Here is a 21,250-nt window from a genome sequence, read left to right as displayed (position 1 = left end):
GCCGGTTCAATTTTAAAACTTGGCGCTGATACCGCCGGTAATGGTGGCGCCCGGCGCGATATACCCGATACCTTCATACTTATCGTTACCGATATTCATGAAGGTCATCCGGGCGGTAACATCCTTGACTAGGGTCTTGGCCACCCCTAAATCGTAGGTTGCGTAGCTTTTATACACGGCAGAGCCGCCCGGTGCGGTAGGTAAATTGGTCTCGGTAGAGTATCGGTCGCCGACGTAATTGAAAGCACCGAAAACCGAAAAGCCGTAAGGCAGGCTAACATCAGCCCGCAAACTACCTTGATCTTGCGGCACATTGGTAAGTTGCTTGCCGATCAAATTAGGATTCCTATCGTGCTTGGTGACAATCGAATCGTTCTTGGTATAACTCGCGTACAAAGTCAGGAAATCGCCTAGCTTCCACATCCCTTCGACCTCAATACCCTCGGCCCGAATGGCGCCGATATTAATTTTGTCGGTGGTGCCGACCGTCGCGCCGCTTCGTTGCACTGTGGCGATAAAATCCTCCGCGGTGGTGTTATAGATCGTGGTTTTGATATATCCCTGCCGGCCAAAGTAATAATCCAAGCCAATATCGCCGGAAACGGCTTTTTCGGGAGTCAAATACGGGTTACCGTAAGCCACGGTCGTCCCACCCCGCCTGCTATTGCCGTAGAGCTGAGAAACATCCGGGGTGTTAAACGACTGACCTATCGAGCCGCGCAGCACTAAATCATCGGTGAGCTTGTACGAAAACCCACCCTTAGGCGAGAACGAGTCCTCCGCATGATTACCCCATTGGCCTTGCCCAGGGAAACTGGTTTTGGTATCTCTGAATTGGCCGTCTGTCTGCCACAGATCCCAACGCCCGGCCAAGCTTACGTTCAACGGTCCATAATTGATTTCGTCTTGCAAAAATATGCCGCTCAATTGAATGCCGCCCTCGACAAGCTGTTCTCTGCCGCGTTCCGCGGGAAACTGGTTAGTCATGGTCATTTGACTGTCTGCATGTTGTCCGCCCACCGTCAATTTGTGATGGCTGCCTATGTAATGGCTATATTGCGCGCGAATACCGGCTTCCATATCGTCAAAATCGCCGCGATAGGAAATCAGACTGGCGGCCATCGTGCCGGGGCGGGCCACATCCGGACTGGTTGCATTGGCAGCGTTTGCACTATCGGCATCCATTCGGCCAATACGGCTGTATAAGACTACCGTGGCTTCAGAACGCTCCCCCAAATAGCGATAACGTGCCGAACCCAGGTATTGCTCTCTATCTTGGGCTATGTAATCAGGAATTCGATATAAGCCTGTTGCAACGTCGCTCAAATAGGAAAAACTCAGATCCAGCAGATTAGAGGCATCAAATTCGTGCGTAAATTTGGCGCCTACATTGGTTTTTCGCGTGCCGGTTTTATCGCGTTGCGATAAGGGAATCGAAGCCACACTCGTATCCGGACGCCACATGTTATAGCCGTCGCTTTCCAAATAACTGGTTGATACCGAACCGCCGCTGTGCTCGCCGCCGTAAGAGACGATACCTGCTTCACGGATAGTTTCCATGCTGCCGTATTCGCTATCCACTTTGCCTTTCACGCCGGGCGTAATCGCTTTAGAAATAACGTTTATTACACCACCCATCGCATGGTTGCCGTAAAGGGCCGAACCGGCGCCTCTGACAATTTCCACTCGATCCACGTCAATAGTGCCCAGTTGCGACCAATCCACCTGACTGTCGTAGGACACATTCATAGGCACATCGTCGATCAATACCAAGGTGCGGCCATTGCCCGGCAGGCCTCGGGTATAGGTCTGGGCAATCCGATTGGGAGACGAGGCATCCATGCGGCTGGCATACACACCCGGCACGCCCTTGAGTAATTGATCGACGGTTGTCGCGTTGGATTTTTCGATACGCTCCCTATCGATCACTGTCACCGTAGCCGATACATCGCGAATACTGCGTTCGGTTTTGGTTGCGGTAATCACCATTTCATCCAACTCATCAGGCGCTTTTTCCACAGCGGCCAAATTCAACGGCATGATCAAAGGTAATACCACAGCAATGTTTTTGGTGGTGGCACGAGCAGGTAACATCGATAACCTCAAAGTCCTTTAAAGTTTACGGAAGGGTCGGGATTGAGCACAAAAGCTCCTCAACGGCGCGCAGGCACGCGCCGGATTTTGTTAGTTCGTCATCGTGGGAAAAACGTTAGCTAGCGGCGGCTTTCAAACCGGTTCGACGGGCACGATTAGCTTTACGCTTTTTCAACCAATGGATCAGGCCGGTGACCATCATCACTAACGGCGCAAACCCCGCCACTAGTACCGCGATGCGCCCTGGAGTACCGAGAATCTCGCCGTTATGCAAAGGCAGTTGCAAATTGATAAAAGCGTTACCGGCGTTGAATTTTTTCGGGTCGCGCACCGCCAAAATCGCGCCGTCGTATTGATCGACCCAAAAGCTGGTAGAGCCTTTGCTGCGCAGTTCGTCGGACTGCCGAGCAGAGACCATGTAACTGCCGTTCTCACCGACCGGTAGGAAAATCCGTTGAATCTGAATCCCTGGATACGCGGCTTGAATATTGGCCTTGACTATCTCCGGTTGAATTACCGTGCCGCCATTTGCTGTTGATTTGATGCCGCGCGGCATGTCTTCGAGAGGTGAGAAAAAATTAACCGCCGGTTTAAACAACTGCGGCAGATTGAAATATACCCCGGAGAAGGCCACTGCCAACATGACTATAGCGGTATAGATACCGGTGGTTTTGTGCAGATCGAAATTAAAGCGCGTGGCGCTGGCGTTACGTTTAATCAGAAAAGCCTGCTTGATTTTGCCGAGTTTCGGCCACCACAAATAAATGCCGGTAACCGTCAATACCAAGGTCAGCAAGGAGGTAATCCCCATGACCAGCTTACCGAAATCACCCGCCAAAAGGCTGAAATGCAGGCGCAAAATAAATGTCATCAAGGCGTCGTTTCTATCCCGATCACCAAGCACCTGACCGGTGTACGGATTCACCATAACTTCGTGAAAGTGATGATTGTGGCCTTTGTGGCCCGGCATCGCCGCCGCTTGATAACGCACGATGAGCGCTTCACTCGGGTCCTCAGGCATCTGTAGATGGGAGGGTGGCTCTGGAATGGGCGAGACGCGGTTCGCGATTGCCACTAAATCCGCAATGGGTAACCAGCGTTCGCCAACGGCCACGCTCATCATGTCGGGATTCAGCCACTTATCCAGAGCATGCTCGTAAACCAGAAGGCTGCCGGTAACCCCGGCAATCACCAGTAGCGTACCCAACCACAAGGAAATATACAGATGCAATTTCAACAGACACTTGCGCAGAGTGATTTTCTTGAAAGCGGTTTTGAAATTGCCTAGAAAGGACCCCGACACTAATTTGTCGGACAATTTTTGTTCCGACACAAAAGGATAACTTGTGGACATTGCGACGCTCCCGAACCTTTTAACTACGCTGAATAAAATAGTGCTGTCTACCCAGCACCCCATCCGGACCAAAGCGCAAGCCGGATGCTTGCAAAACTATCGAACCCAACCAAGGCAAAAACAAGACCATCCAGAAAATACCTATAAAAAACAGTGCTTTATAAAATTTTTCAGCGCCAACAGCCACCCCTTACTATCGAAACTATGTTAATTAGCCGAGCGTCAGACGGGTATATAGTGGAAATCCACCAACACTTGCTTACCTTGAAGAACGCGAATATTTCTGTTGCGAGCCTGAGACTTTAAACCTCCGGACGGCAGCCCATATAATCGTGGGAGATCAGGCACGAAACATGCTGAACATTGCTAATTTTCAGAAAATACTCCGCTCCATCCACACAGCATTGAATGTATAGAGAGAACCCAATGAACAACCTTGCAGACGCTGTCATTAGCTACCACAACCGTACCAAACACCAATTAAACGCCTACGCCAAAGGCCCGGAGTCTTTGGATTGGGACGACCAGCCCAATCCGTTTCGGCGTTTTAGCGGTTGTGAAGCGGTAAAACTGCCGCCACCTGGTGCCGAACTAAGTTGTTTGTTCGCGGACTTGGACAAACCGGAACAGATAGCACCGCAGCCGTTAAACCGAACCAATCTGGGCCTGTTATTGGAATTGTCGTTCGGCTTGTCGGCCTGGAAACAATTTGGTCCGGACCGCTGGGCTTTGCGCTGCAATCCGTCCAGCGGCAATTTGCATCCCACGGAAGCGTATGTGCTTTGTACCGATCCGGAGCTATTGCCACCTGGCGTCTATCACTACGTCAGTCACGATCATCATCTGGAGCGGCGCAGCCGGTTTACTGCGGAAACGGCAGCTAAAGAGGTTTATATTGGCCTGTCCTCAATTCATTGGCGGGAAGCCTGGAAATACGGGGAACGGGCCTTTCGCTACTGCCAACACGACATCGGTCATGCACTGGCCGCGCTGAGTTATGCCGCCGCCTGCTTGGGTTGGTCGATAGAATTGCTGAGCGAGACTGCCGATGCCGACATCGCCGCCTGGCTGGGGCTGGATCGCAGCGAGGATTTTGTCGCGACCGAACACGAAACGCCGGATTTATTCTGCCGGCTGCATGCCAGCCAAACGGCGGGCGGCGAGTTTTCCACCGCACATTTAGCAACACTTAGCCAAAGCGCCGAATGGTTCGGGAAGGCCGAGCGCTTGAGCGGCAGGCATTTTTACCGTTGGCCGATTATCGATGAAGTCTCCGCCCAAGCCGTCAAGCCGACGACAGTTGCCGAACGTTTAACCCTGCCGAACCTGGATCTACCGGCGCCCAGCCACAACCTGCCTGCCAGCGTGTTGATTCGCCAACGCCGTAGCGCGCAGCACTTTAACGGCAAATCCCCGGAGCTGCCCTTGGCGGATTTTCACAGAATACTGGCCGCGCTGCTGCCCAACGCCAAACCGCCGTTTACTGCCTGGAATTGGCCGGCGCAAGTCAATATCGTCTTATTTGTGCATCGGGTGGCCGGCCTGGAACCGGGCTTATATGTGCTGCCGCGCACGGCGGATGCGGCGACGGAATTAAAACCGCTTTGTTCCGCCGATTACGAATGGCAGGCCGTCGAGGCACCGTTCGAATTTTATCGGCTGACGGCCGGCAGCGTCAGGCAAGCCGCAAAAACCCTGTCCTGCCACCAACCCATCGCCAGCGACAGCGCGTTTAGCTTAGGGATGTTGGCGCGCTTTGCCGACAATGTGGACGCCGAAGCCTGGCGCTATCGCCGGCTGTTCTGGGAAAGCGGCCTACTGGGGCAAATTTTATACCTGGAAGCGGAAGCCGCCGGCGTGCGCGGCACCGGCATCGGCTGTTTTTTTGACGATGCGGTACACGGTGTGTTGGGTTTAAAAGATAACGGCTGGCAAAGCCTGTATCATTTTACTATCGGCGAACCGCTGGACGACAGCCGGCTGCAAACCTTTCCGGCCTATGCGCATTTGAGCGAGTCGGCCGCCAGCGCCTGATTTGCTTGAGGTTTGGCACCTGAGTGACAATCGTTGAAATATTTACGCAACAATCCCGCCGACAATGTTTAAAATCATGGCTTTACCCAGCCAACCACTAAAGGCCCGCCATGAGTTTTAAATCCAGCTTGATCCGTTTCGTCATCAAATTGACCCCCAACGCGCTGATCATTTGGGGGGCGAACATCATCATGAAAGGCATCGCCGAGTTGACCCAGTTCAACTTCGATCTCGATGCCAGGAAAGTGTATGTGCAAACCCGGCTATACGGTGAGGAACACACCATAGAAGTGACCCTGGAAGATTTTGCAGTATTCAACGACGGCGAGTCCTACCGTTTCATCATTCACCACGCCAGCTCCGACCGGCCTTGGCTGAACAACATCCTGGCCAAGTTCACCGGCAAAGCCTGGAAAATTCCGACCCTGCCGTTGTTTGCCGCGCAATTGGAATTGGTTGCCGAAGTCTTTAGCGCCAAGCCGGTGGTATTGGAGCAAATCGATTGATAAGTCCGCGTTAGTCGCTTACTTACCAATGCAAAAGCTGGAAAAAATCTCGCCTAGTAGATCGTCGGAGGTAAATTCGCCGGTGATGGCGGATAAGCTGGTTTGCGCCTGGCGCAATTCTTCCGCAACCAGTTCGTGCGCTTGATGCAGCAATTGCTCGGCGGCGCGGTCCACGGCTTGCGCGGCAAGTTGCAAGGCCTGGATGTGGCGGGTTCTGGCGACAAATACGTTATCCACGCTTTCCGTAAAACCCATGCTTTGTTTCAGGTGTTGGCGCAGCAAATCCAGACCATGTTTATGTTTGATGGACAAATGGATTTCGGTGCTTTGCTGAGTTTCCATGACCCTGGGTTGACCGCCGATCAGATCGATTTTATTGAAAACTTTGGTGACCGCAATGTTGGCCGGCAGGCTGGCATCCAAGCTGGCGCTGTCCGGGTCGGTGCTGTCTATCAACAATAAAATCCGGTCGGCCTTGGCAATTTCCTGGCGAGCACGGCGGATACCTTCTTGTTCGACAGGGTTATCGCTGTCATGCAAGCCGGCGGTGTCGATGACATGCAAGGGCATGCCATCCAGTTGGATGCGTTCGCGTAATACGTCGCGGGTGGTGCCAGCGATGTCGGTGACAATCGCCGCGTCGTGACCGGCCAAGGCATTCAACAAGCTGGATTTGCCGGCGTTAGGTTTGCCGGCCAATACCACGGTCATGCCGTCGTGTAACAGCCGGCCTTGCTGGGCGGTTTTGCCGATGCCGGCAAGTTTGCTTTGCAAGCGTGCTATGCGCCCAGCCACCACGCCGTCGCCCAGGAAGTCGATTTCTTCATCGACAAAATCGATGGCCGCTTCGATAAACACCCGCAGCTCGATCAGTTCGTCTATCAGTTCGTTGATTTGTTCGGAAAACACGCCCTGCATGGATTGCTGCGCAGAGCGCACGGCTTGTTCGGTGCCGCTGCTGATCAGGTCGGCTATCGCTTCGGCTTGCGCCAGATCGATTTTGTTGTTTAGAAAAGCTCTTTGACTAAATTCGCCGGGGTTAGCCAAACGCGCACCCAATTCCAACACCCGTCGCAGCAGCATATCCAGCACCACGCTGCCGCCGTGGCCTTGCAGCTCGATAACCTGTTCACCGGTAAACGAAGCCGGCGCGGCAAAATACAGCAGCAAGCCGCTGTCGATTACCCGGCCATCGGCATCAAGGAAGTGAACAAACTGGGCGTAGCGGGGTTTGGGAAGAGTTTTGCCGGTGAGGCTTTGGGCGATGCCGGACGCGGATGGCCCGGAGATGCGAATGACGCCGACGCCGCCGTTACCGGGCGGCGTGGCAATAGCGGCTATGGTGTCGCCGCCTAGCATTAAGGTACTACGCTATGCTTGTGCGCATCCTCTTCAAGCACGTGTTTAGTGATATACCACTGCTGGATGATCGACAAGCTGTTGTTGCAAATCCAGTACAGTACCAAACCGGACGGGAAGAACAGGAAGAACACGGTGAACACGATAGGGAACATTTTCATCACCTGTGCTTGCAACGGGTCGATAGGCGCCGGATTCAAGCTTTGTTGAATCTTCATGGTGATGCCGTACAAAATCGGCAGCAGATAGAACGGGTCTTGCGCCGACAAATCCTGAATCCACAGGGCGAAATCGGCCTGACGCACTTCGACGGTCTCAATCAATACCCAGTACAAGGAGATGAATACCGGAATCTGCACCATAATCGGCAAGCAACCGCCCAAAGGGTTGACCTTTTCTTTTTTGTACATCGCCATCATTTCGGTGTTGAATTTCTGGCGGTCTTCACCATAACGCTCTTGCAGTTCTTTCAAGCGCGGCTGAATCTTGCGCATTTTGGCCATCGACTGAAAGCTGGCTTTCGACAGTTTAAAGAACAAGGCCTTGATGACAAAGGTGACGCCCAGAATCGCCACGCCCCAATTTTCGACATAACCGTAGATTTGGTTAAGTAGCCAATAAATACCTTTGGCAATCGGCGTCAACCAGCTGTAATCGACGGTGAGTTCCAGACCTGGCGCCAAAGCTTCCATGATTGGCTGAATTTTCGGACCTGCAAACAACTGACTGCTAAACACGGCTTCGCCATTGGCTGGAACCGTCAAATCGGGGGATAAGGAACCGACCTGGAAACGGGCATCCTTCAGATCGTTGGTGTAAAACTGGGCGTCCTGATCGGCTGGTGGAATCCAGGCCGCGGCAAAATAATGTTGGATCATGCCACTCCAACCGCCTTTGCTATGCACATTTTCCTTGGCTTTGACGTCGTACTTGTCATCCGCCATATCTTCAAATTTGATTTTTTGGAATTTGTCTTTTTCGGTGTAAACCACGCCGCCGGAGAATGTTCGAATAAAGCTATTGTTGCTTTTGTCGCTGTACTGGGTTCTCACCAACTGGTTGTACTGCTTGCCGGACCAATCCTGAGCGGAATGGTTGCTAACCTTTTGTTCCAGACCAACGGCATAATTGCCGCGCTTGAAAGTGTATGTTTTGGTGACCGTCAATCCCTGTGGATTAGTCCAGGTCATGGGAATTCTCAGCTCGTCCTGACCGTCAGCCAACTGATATTCGGTTTTTTCGGCGGTGAACAGGCTTTTATGATCGGGGGCGGCCAAGGAATTGGCATTGGCAATCAGGCCGCTTTGGGCAAGGTACAGGCTGTCAGGATTGCTGTCGAACAGGCGAATCGGATTTAGGTTTTTCTCCGGAGGCGTCATGCCAATCAGGGCATAAGCTTTGTCGACTACGGTGTTGATTTTCTCGTGCGGATATTTCAACAAATCCAGATTCCGTAATGTGCCGCCCTGAGGATCGATTTCCAGCTCGAAAACATCGGTTTTGACTTTGATAACATTTTCAGTCGCTACTTGGGCGACAGTCGGCACCGCAGCAGTCCGGTCATCACCCGCCGTTTGTCCGGGGGACACCGTTGCTGTATCCCCAGCCAATACGGGTTTATCAGAAACCAGGGCCTGCGGCTTGGGGCCGTAATCAATCTGCCACGATTCCCACAGCATGTAGGAGATCATCAACATCGCCATGACCAGTACAAATCTTATGTTATCCATTGTTATTTACTCAATTTTTCCGGAACAGGATCAATGCCACCCTCATGAAACGGGTGGCATTTTAATAATCGTCGAAGCGTGAGGTAAGAGCCTTTGAAAGCACCATGAATCTGGATTGCCTCTAAGCCATAACTTGAACAGCTGGGATAAAAACGACATCTGGGTCCCAGCAAAGGACTTATGAAGTATTTGTAAACCTTGATCAGGGTTATGAGCAGGAATCGCATCGATCTACCAGTTTATGCCAATGCCTTTCCAATGACTTCCTCAATATCGGCGAGGCTGCATTTGCTGCATCACCTCTTGCCAAAACAACAATATCAATGCCGACGATATGTTGACGCTGTAATCTAAAACTTTCCCTGACAGCCCTTTTAATGCGGTTCCTTGCGACTGCTTTTTTTATAGTTTTTTTTGCGATGGCCAAACCCAACCGCGGATGCGGCAGGATATTGCTCGTCGCCAACACCGTAAAATATTTATCTGTGGACTTTACGGGATTGGTAAATACTTTTTTATACTCAGCGGGCGTCCCTAGCCGATACTGATCGGGAAAGCCGAAATCTTCCGCCGACAATTAAACCGTCAGCGATGCGCGGCCTTTAGCTCTGCGCGCATTGATCACTTTGCGACCGCCCACAGTAGCCATTCTGGCACGAAAGCCGTGAGTTCTAGCGCGTTTGATTTTGCTGGGTTGATAAGTTCTTTTCATGTGCTACTGCCTTTGGTGATAAAAACGGATAAAAAAGGCTGCGAATCATACGTGACAGGCTTGCCAGTGTCAATTTGACTTGTAAATTTCCAAAACAGTGCAAAATGGACTACTCTCTGGAACACTGTCAATGCATTCAGCATTAATCAAGGAGACTTGTCATGCATAAATTACCGCTTAAATCGATTTTAGCAACCAGCCTGTTAGTCGCAGGTTGCGCCACCACCACCGGCTGGACTCCCACGGTGGACACCTATAACGATCCCAATGCGTTCCGCTTGAATCAGGATATGCAGGAATGCGAGCAACTGGCTTCGCAGTCGTCCAGTACCGTTAAAGACACTGCCACCGGCGCAGCAGTTGGCGGCTTGATAGGCGCTGCGGGCGGCGCGGCCATTGGCGCGGTAGTCGGCAACCCCGGCACCGGTGCAGCCATTGGTGCAGCGGCCGGCGGTATCGGCGGCGGCGCTCAGCAAGGCATACAAGCCAACGACCGCTACAAAAATGCCTATCGCAACTGCCTGAGACAGCGCGGCCATAACGTCGTCAATTAATCTGCATTAGGCCGTCACTATTTTGGAGGCATTGGTTTCGTTTATCGGTGTTGCGATCATCATTGTGCTGGTATTCGATTACACCAACGGTTTTCATGATGCCTCCAATATCATTGCCAGCGTCATCGCCTCCCGCGCTATGACGCCGGTGCAGGCGGTTTTGGTGGTGGCAATCTTCGAATTCCTGGGGCCGCTGCTAGGCGGAACCGCCGTCGCCAACACAGTCGGCAACCTGGTGGATTTATCCTCCATTCCGAAAGCGGATGCGCTGTTAATCGTAGTCTCCGGACTTTTCGCCGCAGTATTCTGGAATTTATTTACTTGGTGGCGCGGCTTACCATCGTCGTCGTCTCACGCGCTGATGGGCGGCTTGATCGGCGCCACGCTAATCGGCATAGGCAGCAAACCCATAGATTGGGGATTCAACGCTTTAAGTGAAGGCCGCATACATGGCTTCAGTAAAATTCTACTGGCTTTATTGCTCTCGCCCGTCCTGGGCTTTCTGGTGGGCTTTATCATTCAGCGACTGACAATGTTCTTATTGCGGTCCGCAGCGCCAAGCATTAATCAGCAGCTTCGTAACGTCCAATGGCTGACCGCCGCCGCGCTGGCCTTTTCGCACGGCGCCAACGACGCACAAAAAAGCATGGGCGTGTTGACCTTGATTTTGTTGCTTAGCGGCGAAATCGACAGCTTTAAAGTGCCCGGCTGGGTCATGCTGTTTTGCGCCAGCGCAATGACAGCAGGCGTATTGACCGGCGGCTGGCGTATCGTGCGGACCTTGGGTTTTGCCATTTATAAAATCCGCCCAATCCACGCGCTAAACGCACAGCTGAGCGCATGCCTGACTATTTTCGGCAGCTCACTACTTGGCGCCCCGGTGTCCACGACGCATGTTGTAGCATCGGCCATCATGGGTATTGGTGCATCTGATCGCCCCAGAGCGGTACGCTGGGGAAAAGCCTTGGAAATTTTGCGAACCTGGCTGATCACCATCCCCGGCGCAGCCATGATCGCCTGCATCAGTTTTCTGATATTCGACTACTTTCTCAAATAGCCGCTGTAATCTTCATGTCATCTCCCAAGCTTTCACTGGCCTCCCGGCTGTTTCAGAGAATATTCCCGAAAACCGCCGACTTCTATCTATTGCTGCACCAACAGTGCCAGCAGGTGTGCGTCACCGTCGATAATCTGGCCCGTTTCATGGCCAGCGAATCAGTCGAAGCCGGCAAGATGTTGAAAGAAGACGAGCACGAAGCCGACCGAATCCGCATGCACAATCTGCACGAACTTAACAGCTCGTTTGCCACACCGATTGATCGCGAAGACATTTATCGCGCCATTGCATCTATGGACAGCATCGTTACCTATTGCAAAAGCACGTATAACGAGATGGAAGCCCTGGAACTGAACCCCGACAGCCATTCACAAGCGATGGTCATCGAGTTACAGGTGGGCATCAAAGCACTGGAGCGCGGCTTTGCGGTATTGGGCAAACACCCCGCCGAGGCCGAACAGCACGCCTTTGCCGCCCGCCATTCGGAGCGCCGCATCGAGAAGATGTACCGCAAGGCCATCGCCGATTTATTCCAAGGCGATGACTACTTGAATATGTTTAAACAACGCGAACTTTACCGGCATTTGTCCAATGCCGCCGACAAGGTTCATGCCACCGCGAATGTACTGGAAGACATCATCGTCAAACTGGGCTGAATAGTGCGGCAAGCCGTTTAAAATAGCCGGGTGCAGCCCGTTATTTTCAAGGGCAGAATGCGTCCGGCATCGCCCCCAAAAGCCCCAACATCCATGCTACAATCTGCCCCGGTTTAAATCCTGTTACTCAAAGAGGTTCACTTCGTGGCAAACATCACCAGCCGAAAATCCGCAATGACTCTTTTTTCATCACCAGCCTGCATAATGAGCCACTGCGCCAGGCTAGTTGTATACGAAAAAGGCGTGCCAGCGGAAGTTGAGTTTTTCGACCCGAATGACCCGCCGGAAGATCTGCTGGAACTGAACCCCAACGGTAATGCCCCGACTTTCGTGGAACGCGACTTAGTGCTGTACGACGCCCGCATCATCATGGAATACCTGGATGAACGCTTCCCGCACCCCGCCTTGCACCAAATGGACCCGGTCTCCCGCGCCAACGCCCGGATGCTGATCAAACGCATCGATCAGGAGTGGTATCCGCTGCTGGATGACGTGCTGGTCAACGGTGACAAAAAAGCCGCCAAGGCTAAAAAACAACTCCGGGAAAGCTTACTGGCTGCCGCACCGGTATTTGAAGCGACACCGTATTTTATGAGCGACGAGTACTCTCTGATCGATTGTGCGATGGCACCATTCTTGTGGCGACTTCCCAGCATCGGTATTGACATTGCCGGCCTAGGCAAAGGCATCACCGCCTACGCCAACCGACTTTTCTCCAGACGGGCTTTTCAAGAAAGCCTGAGCCGCGAAGAAAAAGACATGATGCAAGCCCCAAGCAAATGACCCCACTTAAACCCTATCTGATTCGCTCCATCTACGAATGGATCGTCGACAACAGCCTGACCCCCCATCTTTTGGTCAACGCCGACTACCCCGGCGTAACGCTGCCGGGCGACTTCGTGGAAGATGGCCGAATCGTATTGAATATGCGCCCGGAAGCCATTCAAGGTTTGGTGCTCGGCAATGAAGAAATCCAATTCAACGCCCGGTTTGCCGGCAAACCCATGCGCATTATCGCGCCGTGCAAAGCGGTGTTGGCCATCTATGCCAAAGAAAATGGCAAAGGTATGATTTTCGACCCGGAAGAGAATGAGGACGAAACCCCGCCGACACCGACAGAGCCCAAACCTCCGCAAAAACCACAACTAAGAGTGGTCAAATAACAAACGCATGCCGAAAAGAATGCCTCTGCGCCGAGGCATTCCCTTAACCCGCCTAAACAAGCCAGTTAAAAAAAGCCCCCTCCAGTTGCCGACAATTGGCACTGAAATCCAGCCAAACACCTGTACACCGTAAAGACACCGACTAAACTGTGCGATAGAATGCCGAGTCACTTCAATCCGGGGGGTAAACGATGTCGCACGATACTGCCAAGGTCTATAGCGAGACCGAAATCGCCGAACGTTTAGCACAGGAACTGCCGCACTGGTATTACGAAAACGGCTGGATCCGCCGCAAAATCAAGACCAGCGGCTGGAAAGCGACTTTAATGGTAGTCAACACCGTCGGCCACTTGGCGGAAAAAGCCTGGCACCACCCGGATTTAACTGTTTCCTATGCATTCGTGATCGTCAAGTTGGTCACGCATTCGGCAAAAGGCATCACCGATAAAGATTTTCTGTTAGCCCAAAAAATTGAGGACGTGTTGATGTGGGATGCGGCAGAAAGTTCCGCCGGCATCCTGGAAGGCACGCCCGACGATCCACGATTCAAATATATTAAAAAAGATTGAGGACTTTCCATGACTGAAATAACCGAGGTACCCAGCCCTTTTTGCGGCATGGGTACCGACGACCTGAGCATACAGGTGGACGGCACAACCTTGAAAGTGACCGCAAACGGTTGCTCGGTTAATACACCGGCATTCGAACAAACCATAGCGGACACCGTGCCGCGCATTGCCGGGCAGGCAGCGAGTTTGGAAGCGGCGACCGCTAAAGCTGCGGAATTGCTACGAAACACCCATCAACCTGTGATCGGCGGCTGCGCCACCGACGTCAACGGCATGCGCGCATTGCTGGCTTTAGCCGACAAAAGCGGCGCGGTGGTCGATAACATCAATTTTAATAACGCACGCCGCAATTTACTGGCTTTGCAAGACTCCGGCTGGATGAATACCACATTAGCCGAACTTAAAAACCGCTGCGATTTATTGCTGATAGTCGGAACCGATCTGGAAGCTTTTGCCCCGCGTTTTTTCGAGAAATATCTGTGGAACGAAGAATCGATGTTCCTCGAAAGCACTGCCAACCGCGAAATTATTTATCTGGGTAAAGCCCCCTCAGGAAACGCTTCAACCTCTCCTACCGGCCAAAAAGCCCGCGTACTACCTTGTGCCGACGCCGATTTACCGGGTGTGGCTGCCGCATTGTCGGCCCTGGTTAAAGGCCACTTGCTACACGCACAAAGTGTCGCCGGCATCGCCATTAGCGAGCTACAGCTTATCGCCGACAAACTTAAGGCCGCGCAGTATGGCGTCATTCTGTGGGGCGCGGCGGCATTGGCATTCGATCAAGCTGAGCTATCCGTGCAAACGCTGTGCAATATCGTTAAAGACCTTAACCAAGCCGGCACCCGCTGCTCCGGCTTTCCGCTGGGCGGCAAGGAAGGCGACCAAACCGCCAACCAAGTCTGCGGCTGGACTACCGGCTACCCCGCGCGCGTCAACTTTGCCAGAGGTTACCCCGAGTACGATCCTTATCTATACGACGGCCAAACACTGCTAAATAACAGCGAAGCCGATGCCTTGCTGTGGGTTCAGGCCTTTAACAGCAGCGCACTGCCTCCAAAAACTCACTTACCGACTATCGTCATCGCTCGCTCCGGCATGAAGTTCGAGCAAGAGCCGGATGTGTTCATCCCGGTCGGCACGCCCGGCATCGATCATGCCGGCCACGCTTACCGCCTGGACAATGTGGTGGCGATCCGCCTGAAAAAATTGCGCGACTCCGGCCTGCCCAGTACTGCCGAAGTCCTGTCCGCCATCGAACAAGCCCTTTAGGACCAAACACATGCTGATAAAACTTACAGGTGGAACCGTTTACGATCCGGCCAGCGGCATCGACGGACAACAGCAAGACATTTACGTGCAGGACGGCCGCATTATCGATGCGCCTAAAGACGGCAGACCGGTTGACAAAGAATACGACTTGCGCGGCAAAGTGGTGATGTCGGGCGCCATCGACATGCACACCCACATCGGCGGCGGCAAAGGCAATATCGCCCGCACCCTGTTGCCGGAAGATCATCGCCAGGACCCAGTACACCGCACATCGATTACCCGTTCCGGTAACGGCCACGCGATGCCCAGCACCTATGTTGCGGGCTATCGCTATGCGGAAATGGGCTACACCGCCTGCTTCGAACCGGCGGTTTTGCCGATCAACGCTCGCCAAGCACATATGGAAATGGGCGACACACCGATAGTCGACAAGGGCGGCTACGTGATGCTGGGCAGCGATGACTTTTTGCTGCGCATGATGACCGCCAACAAAGATCAAAAAGCCATCAATGATTACGTGGCCTGGACGCTGAACGCCGCCAAAGGCATCGGCATTAAGGTGGTCAATGCCGGCGGCATCAATGCGTTTAAATTCAACCAGCGCAAACTGGATTTGGACGAGAAGAACAGCCATTACGACGTCACGCCCCGTCAAATCTTGCAAACCTTAGCTAAAGCGGTGCAAGAACTCGGCATCACTCATCCTTTACATGTGCATGGCTGCAATTTAGGCGTACCGGGCAATCTGGAAACCACCTTAAATACCATCGAAGGTATCGACGGCTTGCCGATGCACTTGACGCATATTCAGTTCCATAGCTACGGTAAAGAAGGCGATTTCAAATTCTCCTCCGGTGCAGCGCAGATCGCCGAGGCAATCAATAGCAATCCGAACATCACCGCCGACGTCGGCCAAATCCTGTTCGGCCAAACTGTCACCGCGTCCGGCGACAACATGCGCCAGCATGCTAACCACCGCTTCGCCAGCCCGAATAAATGGGTGTGCATGGACATCGAATGCGACGCCGGCTGTGGCGTGGTGCCGTTTAAATACAAAGACCAAAACTTCGTCAATGCCTTACAGTGGGCCATCGGTTTAGAAATATTCCTGTTGGTCGAAGACCCTTGGCGAATCTTCCTGACCACCGACCACCCCAACGGCGCGCCGTTCACCAGCTATCCGCATCTGATCCGCCTATTGATGGACCGCAGCTTCCGGAACGACATGCTGGCGACCATCCATCCGGAAGCGCAAAAAATGACCACGCTAGCCTCGATCGAGCGCGAATACACGTTAAACGAAATCGCCATCATGACCCGCGCCGGCGCAGCCCGCATCATCGGCCTGAAAGACCGTGGCGCTTTGAGTGCAGGCAACTTCGCAGACATCACTGTCTACACCGAAAACGCTGACCGCCAGACTATGTTCACCAAACCCGATTACGTGTTCAAGGACGGCGAACTGGTCGTCAAAGACGGCGAAGTGGTGAAAGTTACCTGGGGCACGACCCACATCGTCAAACCGGACTACGATCTATCCATCGAAAAAGACCTCAAACCTTATTTCGACAAATACCTGACCATGAAACTCGGCAACTTTAAAATCAGCGACGACGAAATTAGCGAAGACGGGCGCGGCAGCTTGACGGCGCATCCGTTGCGAGGTGCAGCATGATCATTAATGGCGTAACCATAGACAAAACCTTCGCCGAAGCCTTTCCGATGAAGGCGACGCGGGCCATCATCACCGCGCAAAACGAAAAATGGGCGATGATTTCCGCGCAAGCGATGACCGGCTTCGCGACCTCTGTAATTGCTTGCGGCTGCGAGGCGGGCATCGAACGAGTGTTGAGCCCGAACGAAACGCCCGACGGACGGCCCGGCGTCGCCATCATGATTTACGCGATGGGCGGCAAAGGTCTGGCCAAACAATTAGAAACCCGCGCCGGCCAATGCGTATTGACCTCGCCAACCTCGGCACTATTTGCCGGCATCGAAGGCGGCAAGCCAATTCCGTTGGGTAAAAACCTGCGTTACTTCGGCGATGGCTTTCAAATTGCAAAAAAGATCGGCGGCAAGCGCTACTGGCGCGTACCAGTCATGGACGGCGAGTTTCTTACAGAAGCCACCACCGGCATGGTGGATGCGGTAGGCGGCGGCAACTTCCTGGTGCTAGCAGAATCGCAACCACAAGCTTTGGCAGCCTGCGAGGCGGCGATCGAGGAAATGCGCAAAATTCCGAATGTGATTATGCCCTTCCCCGGCGGCGTGGTGCGCTCGGGCTCCAAGGTTGGCTCAAAATACGCCTCATTGGGCGCATCAACAAACGATGCTTTTTGCCCGACTTTAAAAGGTGTGACCAAAACCGATTTGTCGCCGGAAATCGAATCGGTGATGGAGATCGTCATCGACGGCTTGAGCAAAGAAGACATCGACAAGGCTATGCGCGTGGGTATTCAAGCGGTTTGCGATCTGGGCGCGGCTAACGGCATCAAGCGTATCAGCGCCGGCAACTACGGCGGCAAATTGGGACCGTTCCACTTTCATTTGCAGGAGATCATGGCATGAGCGCGTTAACCTTTACCCTGAAACAGCCAACCGACCAGCGTATCGACATGTCGCCGCTGGTTTGTCAAAAGCTGCAAGGTTTGGACGTCGATGCGATTGCCGCCATCGAACTACAGAATGGCAAAAGCCGCCGCCGGGTCGACGAGCTGTTCTACATCACCGGCATGAACACCCAAGAAATCATTATCGCCTATAGCAATAACAAGCTGGACTTCATTGGCAAGGAATTGGACGGCGGCAGCATCAGCGTACAAGGCGATACCGGCGCTTATCTGGGCATGCAACTGAAATCTGGCACGATCAACGTCAGTGGCGATGCAGGCCTGTATGCTGCATGTGAAATGAAAAACGGCTTGATTCAAATCGAAGGCGATGCCGGCGATTTTCTGGGCGGGGCCCTACCCGGTAACAAGCAAGGCATGAAAGGCGGTACGGTGTTAGTGAAAGGTAATGTCGGCCAGCGTGCCGGTGACCATATGCGCCGAGGCCAGATTTTGATCGAAGGCAATGCCGGCGATTATTGCGGCTCTCGGATGCTGGCAGGCACTATCGCGGTTATGGGTAACACCGGCCGCTATCTGGGCTATGCGATGCGGCGCGGCACTTTGTTGCTATGGAATCAGCCGCAATTATCAGCGACCTTTAACGACTGCGGCTCCCACACACTGGCCTTCCTGCCCATACTGTTCGCATCGTTCAAATCCTTCAACTCCCGTTTTGCCGACAGTGGTGCGGCGTTTAACCGCGTGCAGCGTTACGGCGGCGATATGGCGGAAACCGGACGCGGCGAAGTGCTAGTCCGAATCTAACTCATGGCCGCGCAAACCCGTTACGGTTTGCGCGGCGCATCTCAAGTGAAACCGATACTCACCACCACAAATCACAACCGTAATGTCGCTGGCCTGAAATATGTTTACCCGGTCATCTCCCGCCGTGCGGGTGGTTTATCGATAGGTGTCAATTTCAATCCGAACAATGCCTGCAACTGGCGCTGTATTTACTGCCAAGTACCGCAGTTACAGCGCGGTAATGCGCCGGAAATGGATTTTGCCTTACTGGAGCAGGAACTGCGCTTCTTTTTAAATTACGTGCAACACGGCGATTTTTTTGAGCAATTTAACGTCGAAATCGATCACCGCGTTATCAAGGATATTGCCATTTCCGGCAACGGCGAACCGACCAGCTTGATAGATTTTGACAAAGCCGTGCATCTGATCGGCAAGATCGCCGCGGAATCCGGCGTATTTCCAGCCAGCAAATTTGTATTGATCAGCAATGGCAGTTTGATACACCAATCGACAGTACAAGCGGGCTTGGCGGAATTGAGCAGACACAACGGCGAATTATGGTTCAAGCTGGATAGCGCGACCGAACAGGGCCGCAAGTTGATCAACAGCACGGGCCAAAGTCAGCAAAAGTTATTGGAACGTCTAGAAATTGCCGCCAGCCTTTGTCCAACCAAACTACAAACCTGCATGTTGCATTATCGGCAAGCGTGGTCTGACAGCGAAAAACAGGCCTATTTAGGGCTTTTGCAGGAATTACGGTTTGGCCAGATTAAACTGCAAGAAATTATGCTTTACAGCGTGGCCAGGCAATCGTTTCAAATGGAAGCGGACGAACTGGAAAGAATGAGTGTTGAAGAAATGAATGCGTTTGCCGCTGACATCAAAGCGCTGGGCTATGATGTCAGCGTTAGCCATTAGGCTGTCACGTCGAGAAGAGATCCGAGCGTTTTTTCATGAACCTTGATCATTTTGGCACCAGCCGAAGTTTCAAGCTCAGCTTCTTTCAAGCTCAGCACCGGCTTGAATAAGTCAGCCGAACCGACATCTTTTGAACCGCCGACTTCCTGAGCTTGCACCGGCAAATTTGCAATCGTTTGCGCCGCGGTACTGGCTTTTTGCTGAGCATTACTGATCAGACTGGTTGCGCTATTCATTACATTGCTAATCATGGTACACCTCCTCCAAATCCAGATTGCATCATACCGCCCCGGTTATCGGCTTGCCAAGCGCGGAACTTTAACTTCTCAACAGCGTTTTGCATACCTAGTCACACTTACGTAACTATTTGTCTTTCTTGACTATTTTTACGTAGATATCTTTCAGAAATGGCAGGCCTTGGCTCTGAAATTTCGACCAGCCGTAAACACCGACTTGCTTCAGTAACTCAGCTAATTTTTTCGCCGCCGCCTCTCCGCCAACCTGCTTAAACTTGGCTTCTACTACTGTGCTCCACTGCACTCTAGGCTGACCGTCAGCATCCAGAAACACCCTATCAAACAACCACATTTCCGCGACGGACACCGTCCACATAAACGCAAACGACACCGCCATACCGCCGCCCGCCACAATCACCAGCCAGGCAAACATCGGGTTCAGCTTCGTCAACCACCACGACAAAATATCCACCAGCAAAAACATATAGGGCATACCGATCGCAATACATTTGTACTTGATGGTACTGGTTTCCGAAAAACTGAAAATCAAGCCGACAAACATGAAAATAAAACTGATGCCGAACAAGTGAATATGTGACACCCGCGTCAGCGAACTAAAGGTCGCGCCTTCGTCTTCCTTGGTCAATTCCTTCAACACTTTAAAATCGCTCAAATCCGGAACGGGTGCGTCTTTGTTGTGACACATCACACACCGTTCCTGAATGATTTTTTCGATACCATCGTCGATAAAATCGTCCTTGTCGGCACCATCGCGTACCCATTGGATAATGTCAAACCGTTCCTGTTCGGATGCATTCTCCTTCATGGACCCGTTCAGCTTGGTTTCCAGCACGGTTCCCGAACGGTTGCCGTAATAACTGTAAACAATGTCGTCAATCGACAGGCCAAACTTGCCGTCAGCCATACCATGAGTAAACAGAATTTGGATCAAAGCCATCAGATAGCCAACCGCCACGGTAGTCAAATAGCCGGTAAACAGCACTTTGACCGGGGTATCCATTTGTTTTAAAGAAGAAAATTCGCGTGCCATAGTCAGTTACGCCGGTTTGGAAGGGATGGCTGCATTATAGCTTGGTTATATTGTCCTCGACCGAAAAATCCATTTTGTAACAGGCATAAAAAAGGCCCTTGCAAGCAAGAGCCTTTTTACCCGTAACCGTTAACGCTTATCTGGGCAGGACGTTCGCGGCAGTCAAACCTTTAGGACCGGATTCGATATCGAACTGAACCGACTGGCCTGGAGACAAGGTTTTAAAACCTTCGCCCTTAATTACGGAATGATGCACAAACACATCTTCCTTGCCTTCGGAAGGCTCGATAAATCCAAACCCTTTGGTGTTGTTGAACCACTTTACAGTGCCTGTTGCCATTTCTAAAACTCCTACAAAATAAAACTAATGGTTACGCAGACCGACAATATTGACAACCGGACCTGCTGACTAGCAAAGGCCATAATCCCTCAACATCTGTTATCTGAGCGCGAGCATTGTACTTTGAATCATTTATCAAGGCTACCAACGATGTCCATCTCAAGCCACCAATCAGTAGCAATAATTTCACCCGAAAAATAGTGGAATTATCCACCAGCCCTCGCTTGAAAAGCGTTACGTAGCGCCCCATCTCTGCGGCAACACAATTTATATCCCAAATGAGGTACGCAGC

At 52.4% G+C, this 21,250-nt stretch carries 23 protein-coding genes; 13 read left to right on the top strand and 10 right to left on the bottom strand.

Translation table 11 applies throughout. From position 1 onward, the window contains the following. Positions 1–12: 12 nt before the first annotated feature. Positions 13–2,094, bottom strand: a complete 2,082-nt coding sequence (locus ACR02O_RS06360) for a TonB-dependent receptor (RefSeq protein WP_458139119.1) — start codon at positions 2,092–2,094, stop codon at positions 13–15. A 115-nt stretch (positions 2,095–2,209) separates the two neighbouring features. Continuing rightward, on the bottom strand, positions 2,210–3,448 hold the full coding sequence (locus tag ACR02O_RS06355; RefSeq protein ID WP_458139118.1) for a PepSY-associated TM helix domain-containing protein: 1,239 nt from the start codon (positions 3,446–3,448) through the stop codon (positions 2,210–2,212). A gap of 426 nt (positions 3,449–3,874) precedes the next feature. On the opposite strand from ACR02O_RS06355, the gene ACR02O_RS06350 reads away from it, so the two are divergent. Together ACR02O_RS06350 and ACR02O_RS06345 are read left to right on the top strand one after the other, a co-directional pair. Continuing rightward, positions 3,875–5,482, top strand: coding sequence for a SagB/ThcOx family dehydrogenase (locus ACR02O_RS06350; protein ID WP_458139117.1), 1,608 nt, complete (start codon positions 3,875–3,877; stop codon positions 5,480–5,482). A 110-nt stretch (positions 5,483–5,592) separates the two neighbouring features. Then, positions 5,593–5,988, top strand: coding sequence for a hypothetical protein (locus tag ACR02O_RS06345; protein WP_033159164.1), 396 nt, complete (start codon positions 5,593–5,595; stop codon positions 5,986–5,988). Between the two features lie 18 nt (positions 5,989–6,006). On the opposite strand, the gene mnmE is transcribed toward ACR02O_RS06345, so the two are convergent. The 5 genes from mnmE to rpmH are packed head-to-tail and all read right to left on the bottom strand — an operon-like array spanning position 6,007 to position 9,789. Next, positions 6,007–7,347 carry a tRNA uridine-5-carboxymethylaminomethyl(34) synthesis GTPase MnmE gene (gene mnmE, locus ACR02O_RS06340; protein ID WP_458139116.1) on the bottom strand — a complete coding sequence of 447 codons (1,341 nt, stop codon included), beginning with the start codon at positions 7,345–7,347 and terminating at the stop codon, positions 6,007–6,009. Then, positions 7,347–9,077: a membrane protein insertase YidC gene (yidC, locus tag ACR02O_RS06335; protein ID WP_494523017.1), complete on the bottom strand. Its 1,731-nt coding sequence runs from the start codon at positions 9,075–9,077 to the stop codon at positions 7,347–7,349. Before yidC ends, mnmE begins: the two co-directional genes overlap by 1 nt. Before the next feature lie 2 nt (positions 9,078–9,079). After that, the gene (yidD, locus tag ACR02O_RS06330; RefSeq protein ID WP_081733834.1) at positions 9,080–9,304 is read right to left on the bottom strand and encodes a membrane protein insertion efficiency factor YidD; all 225 of its coding nucleotides are present in this window, start codon (positions 9,302–9,304) and stop codon (positions 9,080–9,082) included. Then, positions 9,286–9,654, bottom strand: a complete 369-nt coding sequence (gene rnpA / locus ACR02O_RS06325; protein ID WP_062328872.1) for a ribonuclease P protein component — start codon at positions 9,652–9,654, stop codon at positions 9,286–9,288. The genes yidD and rnpA overlap by 19 nt, the downstream gene beginning before the upstream one ends. Beyond that, a complete protein-coding gene (rpmH, locus tag ACR02O_RS06320; RefSeq protein ID WP_020483365.1) occupies positions 9,655–9,789 on the bottom strand; it encodes a 50S ribosomal protein L34 in 135 nt (44 codons plus the stop codon). A gap of 161 nt (positions 9,790–9,950) precedes the next feature. Here rpmH and ACR02O_RS06315 point away from each other — a divergent pair, with 161 nt between their 5' ends. The 11 genes from ACR02O_RS06315 to ACR02O_RS06265 all read left to right on the top strand — a co-directional run bounded on the left by ACR02O_RS06315 (position 9,951) and on the right by ACR02O_RS06265 (position 19,331). Beyond that, positions 9,951–10,343 (top strand): YMGG-like glycine zipper-containing protein, encoded by a 393-nt coding sequence (locus tag ACR02O_RS06315; RefSeq protein WP_171697561.1) that lies wholly within the window; start codon positions 9,951–9,953, stop codon positions 10,341–10,343. A gap of 22 nt (positions 10,344–10,365) precedes the next feature. Next, positions 10,366–11,400, top strand: coding sequence for an inorganic phosphate transporter (locus ACR02O_RS06310; protein WP_458139114.1), 1,035 nt, complete (start codon positions 10,366–10,368; stop codon positions 11,398–11,400). 14 nt (positions 11,401–11,414) lie between these two features. After that, positions 11,415–12,056 carry a DUF47 domain-containing protein gene (locus tag ACR02O_RS06305; protein WP_494523016.1) on the top strand — a complete coding sequence of 214 codons (642 nt, stop codon included), beginning with the start codon at positions 11,415–11,417 and terminating at the stop codon, positions 12,054–12,056. 174 nt (positions 12,057–12,230) lie between these two features. Beyond that, positions 12,231–12,839, top strand: a complete 609-nt coding sequence (locus ACR02O_RS06300; protein WP_211555157.1) for a glutathione S-transferase N-terminal domain-containing protein — start codon at positions 12,231–12,233, stop codon at positions 12,837–12,839. Beyond that, positions 12,836–13,219 carry a ClpXP protease specificity-enhancing factor gene (locus ACR02O_RS06295; protein ID WP_033159156.1) on the top strand — a complete coding sequence of 128 codons (384 nt, stop codon included), beginning with the start codon at positions 12,836–12,838 and terminating at the stop codon, positions 13,217–13,219. The genes ACR02O_RS06300 and ACR02O_RS06295 overlap by 4 nt, the downstream gene beginning before the upstream one ends. Before the next feature lie 191 nt (positions 13,220–13,410). Further along, complete coding sequence (locus ACR02O_RS06290) at positions 13,411–13,788, top strand: 4a-hydroxytetrahydrobiopterin dehydratase (protein ID WP_494523015.1); 378 nt, start codon at positions 13,411–13,413, stop codon at positions 13,786–13,788. Positions 13,789–13,797: 9 nt separating this feature from the next. Then, a complete protein-coding gene (locus ACR02O_RS06285; RefSeq protein WP_494523014.1) occupies positions 13,798–15,057 on the top strand; it encodes a formylmethanofuran dehydrogenase subunit B in 1,260 nt (419 codons plus the stop codon). Positions 15,058–15,067: 10 nt separating this feature from the next. After that, positions 15,068–16,732, top strand: coding sequence for a formylmethanofuran dehydrogenase subunit A (locus ACR02O_RS06280; RefSeq protein WP_458139110.1), 1,665 nt, complete (start codon positions 15,068–15,070; stop codon positions 16,730–16,732). Further along, the gene (gene fhcD, locus ACR02O_RS06275) at positions 16,729–17,625 is read left to right on the top strand and encodes a formylmethanofuran--tetrahydromethanopterin N-formyltransferase (RefSeq protein ID WP_192393120.1); all 897 of its coding nucleotides are present in this window, start codon (positions 16,729–16,731) and stop codon (positions 17,623–17,625) included. The genes ACR02O_RS06280 and fhcD overlap by 4 nt, the downstream gene beginning before the upstream one ends. Next, the gene (locus ACR02O_RS06270) at positions 17,622–18,434 is read left to right on the top strand and encodes a formylmethanofuran dehydrogenase subunit C (RefSeq protein WP_033159151.1); all 813 of its coding nucleotides are present in this window, start codon (positions 17,622–17,624) and stop codon (positions 18,432–18,434) included. Before fhcD ends, ACR02O_RS06270 begins: the two co-directional genes overlap by 4 nt. 3 nt (positions 18,435–18,437) lie before the next feature. Further along, positions 18,438–19,331 (top strand): radical SAM protein, encoded by an 894-nt coding sequence (locus ACR02O_RS06265; RefSeq protein WP_458139109.1) that lies wholly within the window; start codon positions 18,438–18,440, stop codon positions 19,329–19,331. Here ACR02O_RS06265 and ACR02O_RS06260 read toward each other — a convergent pair. The 3 genes from ACR02O_RS06260 to ACR02O_RS06250 form a co-directional block, all read right to left on the bottom strand. Next, complete coding sequence (locus tag ACR02O_RS06260) at positions 19,328–19,582, bottom strand: hypothetical protein (RefSeq protein WP_171697552.1); 255 nt, start codon at positions 19,580–19,582, stop codon at positions 19,328–19,330. The two genes, ACR02O_RS06265 and ACR02O_RS06260, sit on opposite strands and share 4 nt — an antisense overlap. A 112-nt stretch (positions 19,583–19,694) precedes the next feature. After that, positions 19,695–20,618, bottom strand: coding sequence for an Aq_1264-related membrane protein (locus ACR02O_RS06255; RefSeq protein ID WP_458139108.1), 924 nt, complete (start codon positions 20,616–20,618; stop codon positions 19,695–19,697). A gap of 136 nt (positions 20,619–20,754) precedes the next feature. After that, on the bottom strand, positions 20,755–20,958 hold the full coding sequence (locus tag ACR02O_RS06250) for a cold-shock protein (RefSeq protein WP_020483379.1): 204 nt from the start codon (positions 20,956–20,958) through the stop codon (positions 20,755–20,757). Between the last annotated feature and the right edge of the window lie 292 nt (positions 20,959–21,250).

The sequence above is a fragment of the Methylomonas sp. PHL2-19 genome (assembly GCF_059331595.1).
The sequence above is the reverse complement of the archived record's forward strand: the minus strand, read 5'-3'. Positions and strand labels throughout refer to the sequence as shown.

Excerpts from the sequence above, each read along its gene's own strand:
- ACR02O_RS06360 (WP_458139119.1), bottom strand. The coding sequence starts at position 2,094 with ATGTTACCTGCTCGTGCCACCACCAAAAACATTGCTGTGGTATTACCT.
- ACR02O_RS06355 (WP_458139118.1), bottom strand. The coding sequence starts at position 3,448 with ATGTCCACAAGTTATCCTTTTGTGTCGGAACAAAAATTGTCCGACAAA.
- ACR02O_RS06350 (WP_458139117.1), top strand. The coding sequence starts at position 3,875 with ATGAACAACCTTGCAGACGCTGTCATTAGCTACCACAACCGTACCAAA.
- ACR02O_RS06345 (WP_033159164.1), top strand. The coding sequence starts at position 5,593 with ATGAGTTTTAAATCCAGCTTGATCCGTTTCGTCATCAAATTGACCCCC.
- mnmE (WP_458139116.1), bottom strand. The coding sequence starts at position 7,347 with ATGCTAGGCGGCGACACCATAGCCGCTATTGCCACGCCGCCCGGTAAC.
- yidC (WP_494523017.1), bottom strand. The coding sequence starts at position 9,077 with ATGGATAACATAAGATTTGTACTGGTCATGGCGATGTTGATGATCTCC.
- yidD (WP_081733834.1), bottom strand. The coding sequence starts at position 9,304 with ATGCGATTCCTGCTCATAACCCTGATCAAGGTTTACAAATACTTCATA.
- rpmH (WP_020483365.1), bottom strand. The coding sequence starts at position 9,789 with ATGAAAAGAACTTATCAACCCAGCAAAATCAAACGCGCTAGAACTCAC.
- ACR02O_RS06315 (WP_171697561.1), top strand. The coding sequence starts at position 9,951 with ATGCATAAATTACCGCTTAAATCGATTTTAGCAACCAGCCTGTTAGTC.
- ACR02O_RS06305 (WP_494523016.1), top strand. The coding sequence starts at position 11,415 with ATGTCATCTCCCAAGCTTTCACTGGCCTCCCGGCTGTTTCAGAGAATA.
- ACR02O_RS06300 (WP_211555157.1), top strand. The coding sequence starts at position 12,231 with ATGACTCTTTTTTCATCACCAGCCTGCATAATGAGCCACTGCGCCAGG.
- ACR02O_RS06295 (WP_033159156.1), top strand. The coding sequence starts at position 12,836 with ATGACCCCACTTAAACCCTATCTGATTCGCTCCATCTACGAATGGATC.
- ACR02O_RS06290 (WP_494523015.1), top strand. The coding sequence starts at position 13,411 with ATGTCGCACGATACTGCCAAGGTCTATAGCGAGACCGAAATCGCCGAA.
- ACR02O_RS06285 (WP_494523014.1), top strand. The coding sequence starts at position 13,798 with ATGACTGAAATAACCGAGGTACCCAGCCCTTTTTGCGGCATGGGTACC.
- ACR02O_RS06280 (WP_458139110.1), top strand. The coding sequence starts at position 15,068 with ATGCTGATAAAACTTACAGGTGGAACCGTTTACGATCCGGCCAGCGGC.
- fhcD (WP_192393120.1), top strand. The coding sequence starts at position 16,729 with ATGATCATTAATGGCGTAACCATAGACAAAACCTTCGCCGAAGCCTTT.
- ACR02O_RS06270 (WP_033159151.1), top strand. The coding sequence starts at position 17,622 with ATGAGCGCGTTAACCTTTACCCTGAAACAGCCAACCGACCAGCGTATC.
- ACR02O_RS06265 (WP_458139109.1), top strand. The coding sequence starts at position 18,438 with ATGGCCGCGCAAACCCGTTACGGTTTGCGCGGCGCATCTCAAGTGAAA.
- ACR02O_RS06260 (WP_171697552.1), bottom strand. The coding sequence starts at position 19,582 with ATGATTAGCAATGTAATGAATAGCGCAACCAGTCTGATCAGTAATGCT.
- ACR02O_RS06255 (WP_458139108.1), bottom strand. The coding sequence starts at position 20,618 with ATGGCACGCGAATTTTCTTCTTTAAAACAAATGGATACCCCGGTCAAA.
- ACR02O_RS06250 (WP_020483379.1), bottom strand. The coding sequence starts at position 20,958 with ATGGCAACAGGCACTGTAAAGTGGTTCAACAACACCAAAGGGTTTGGA.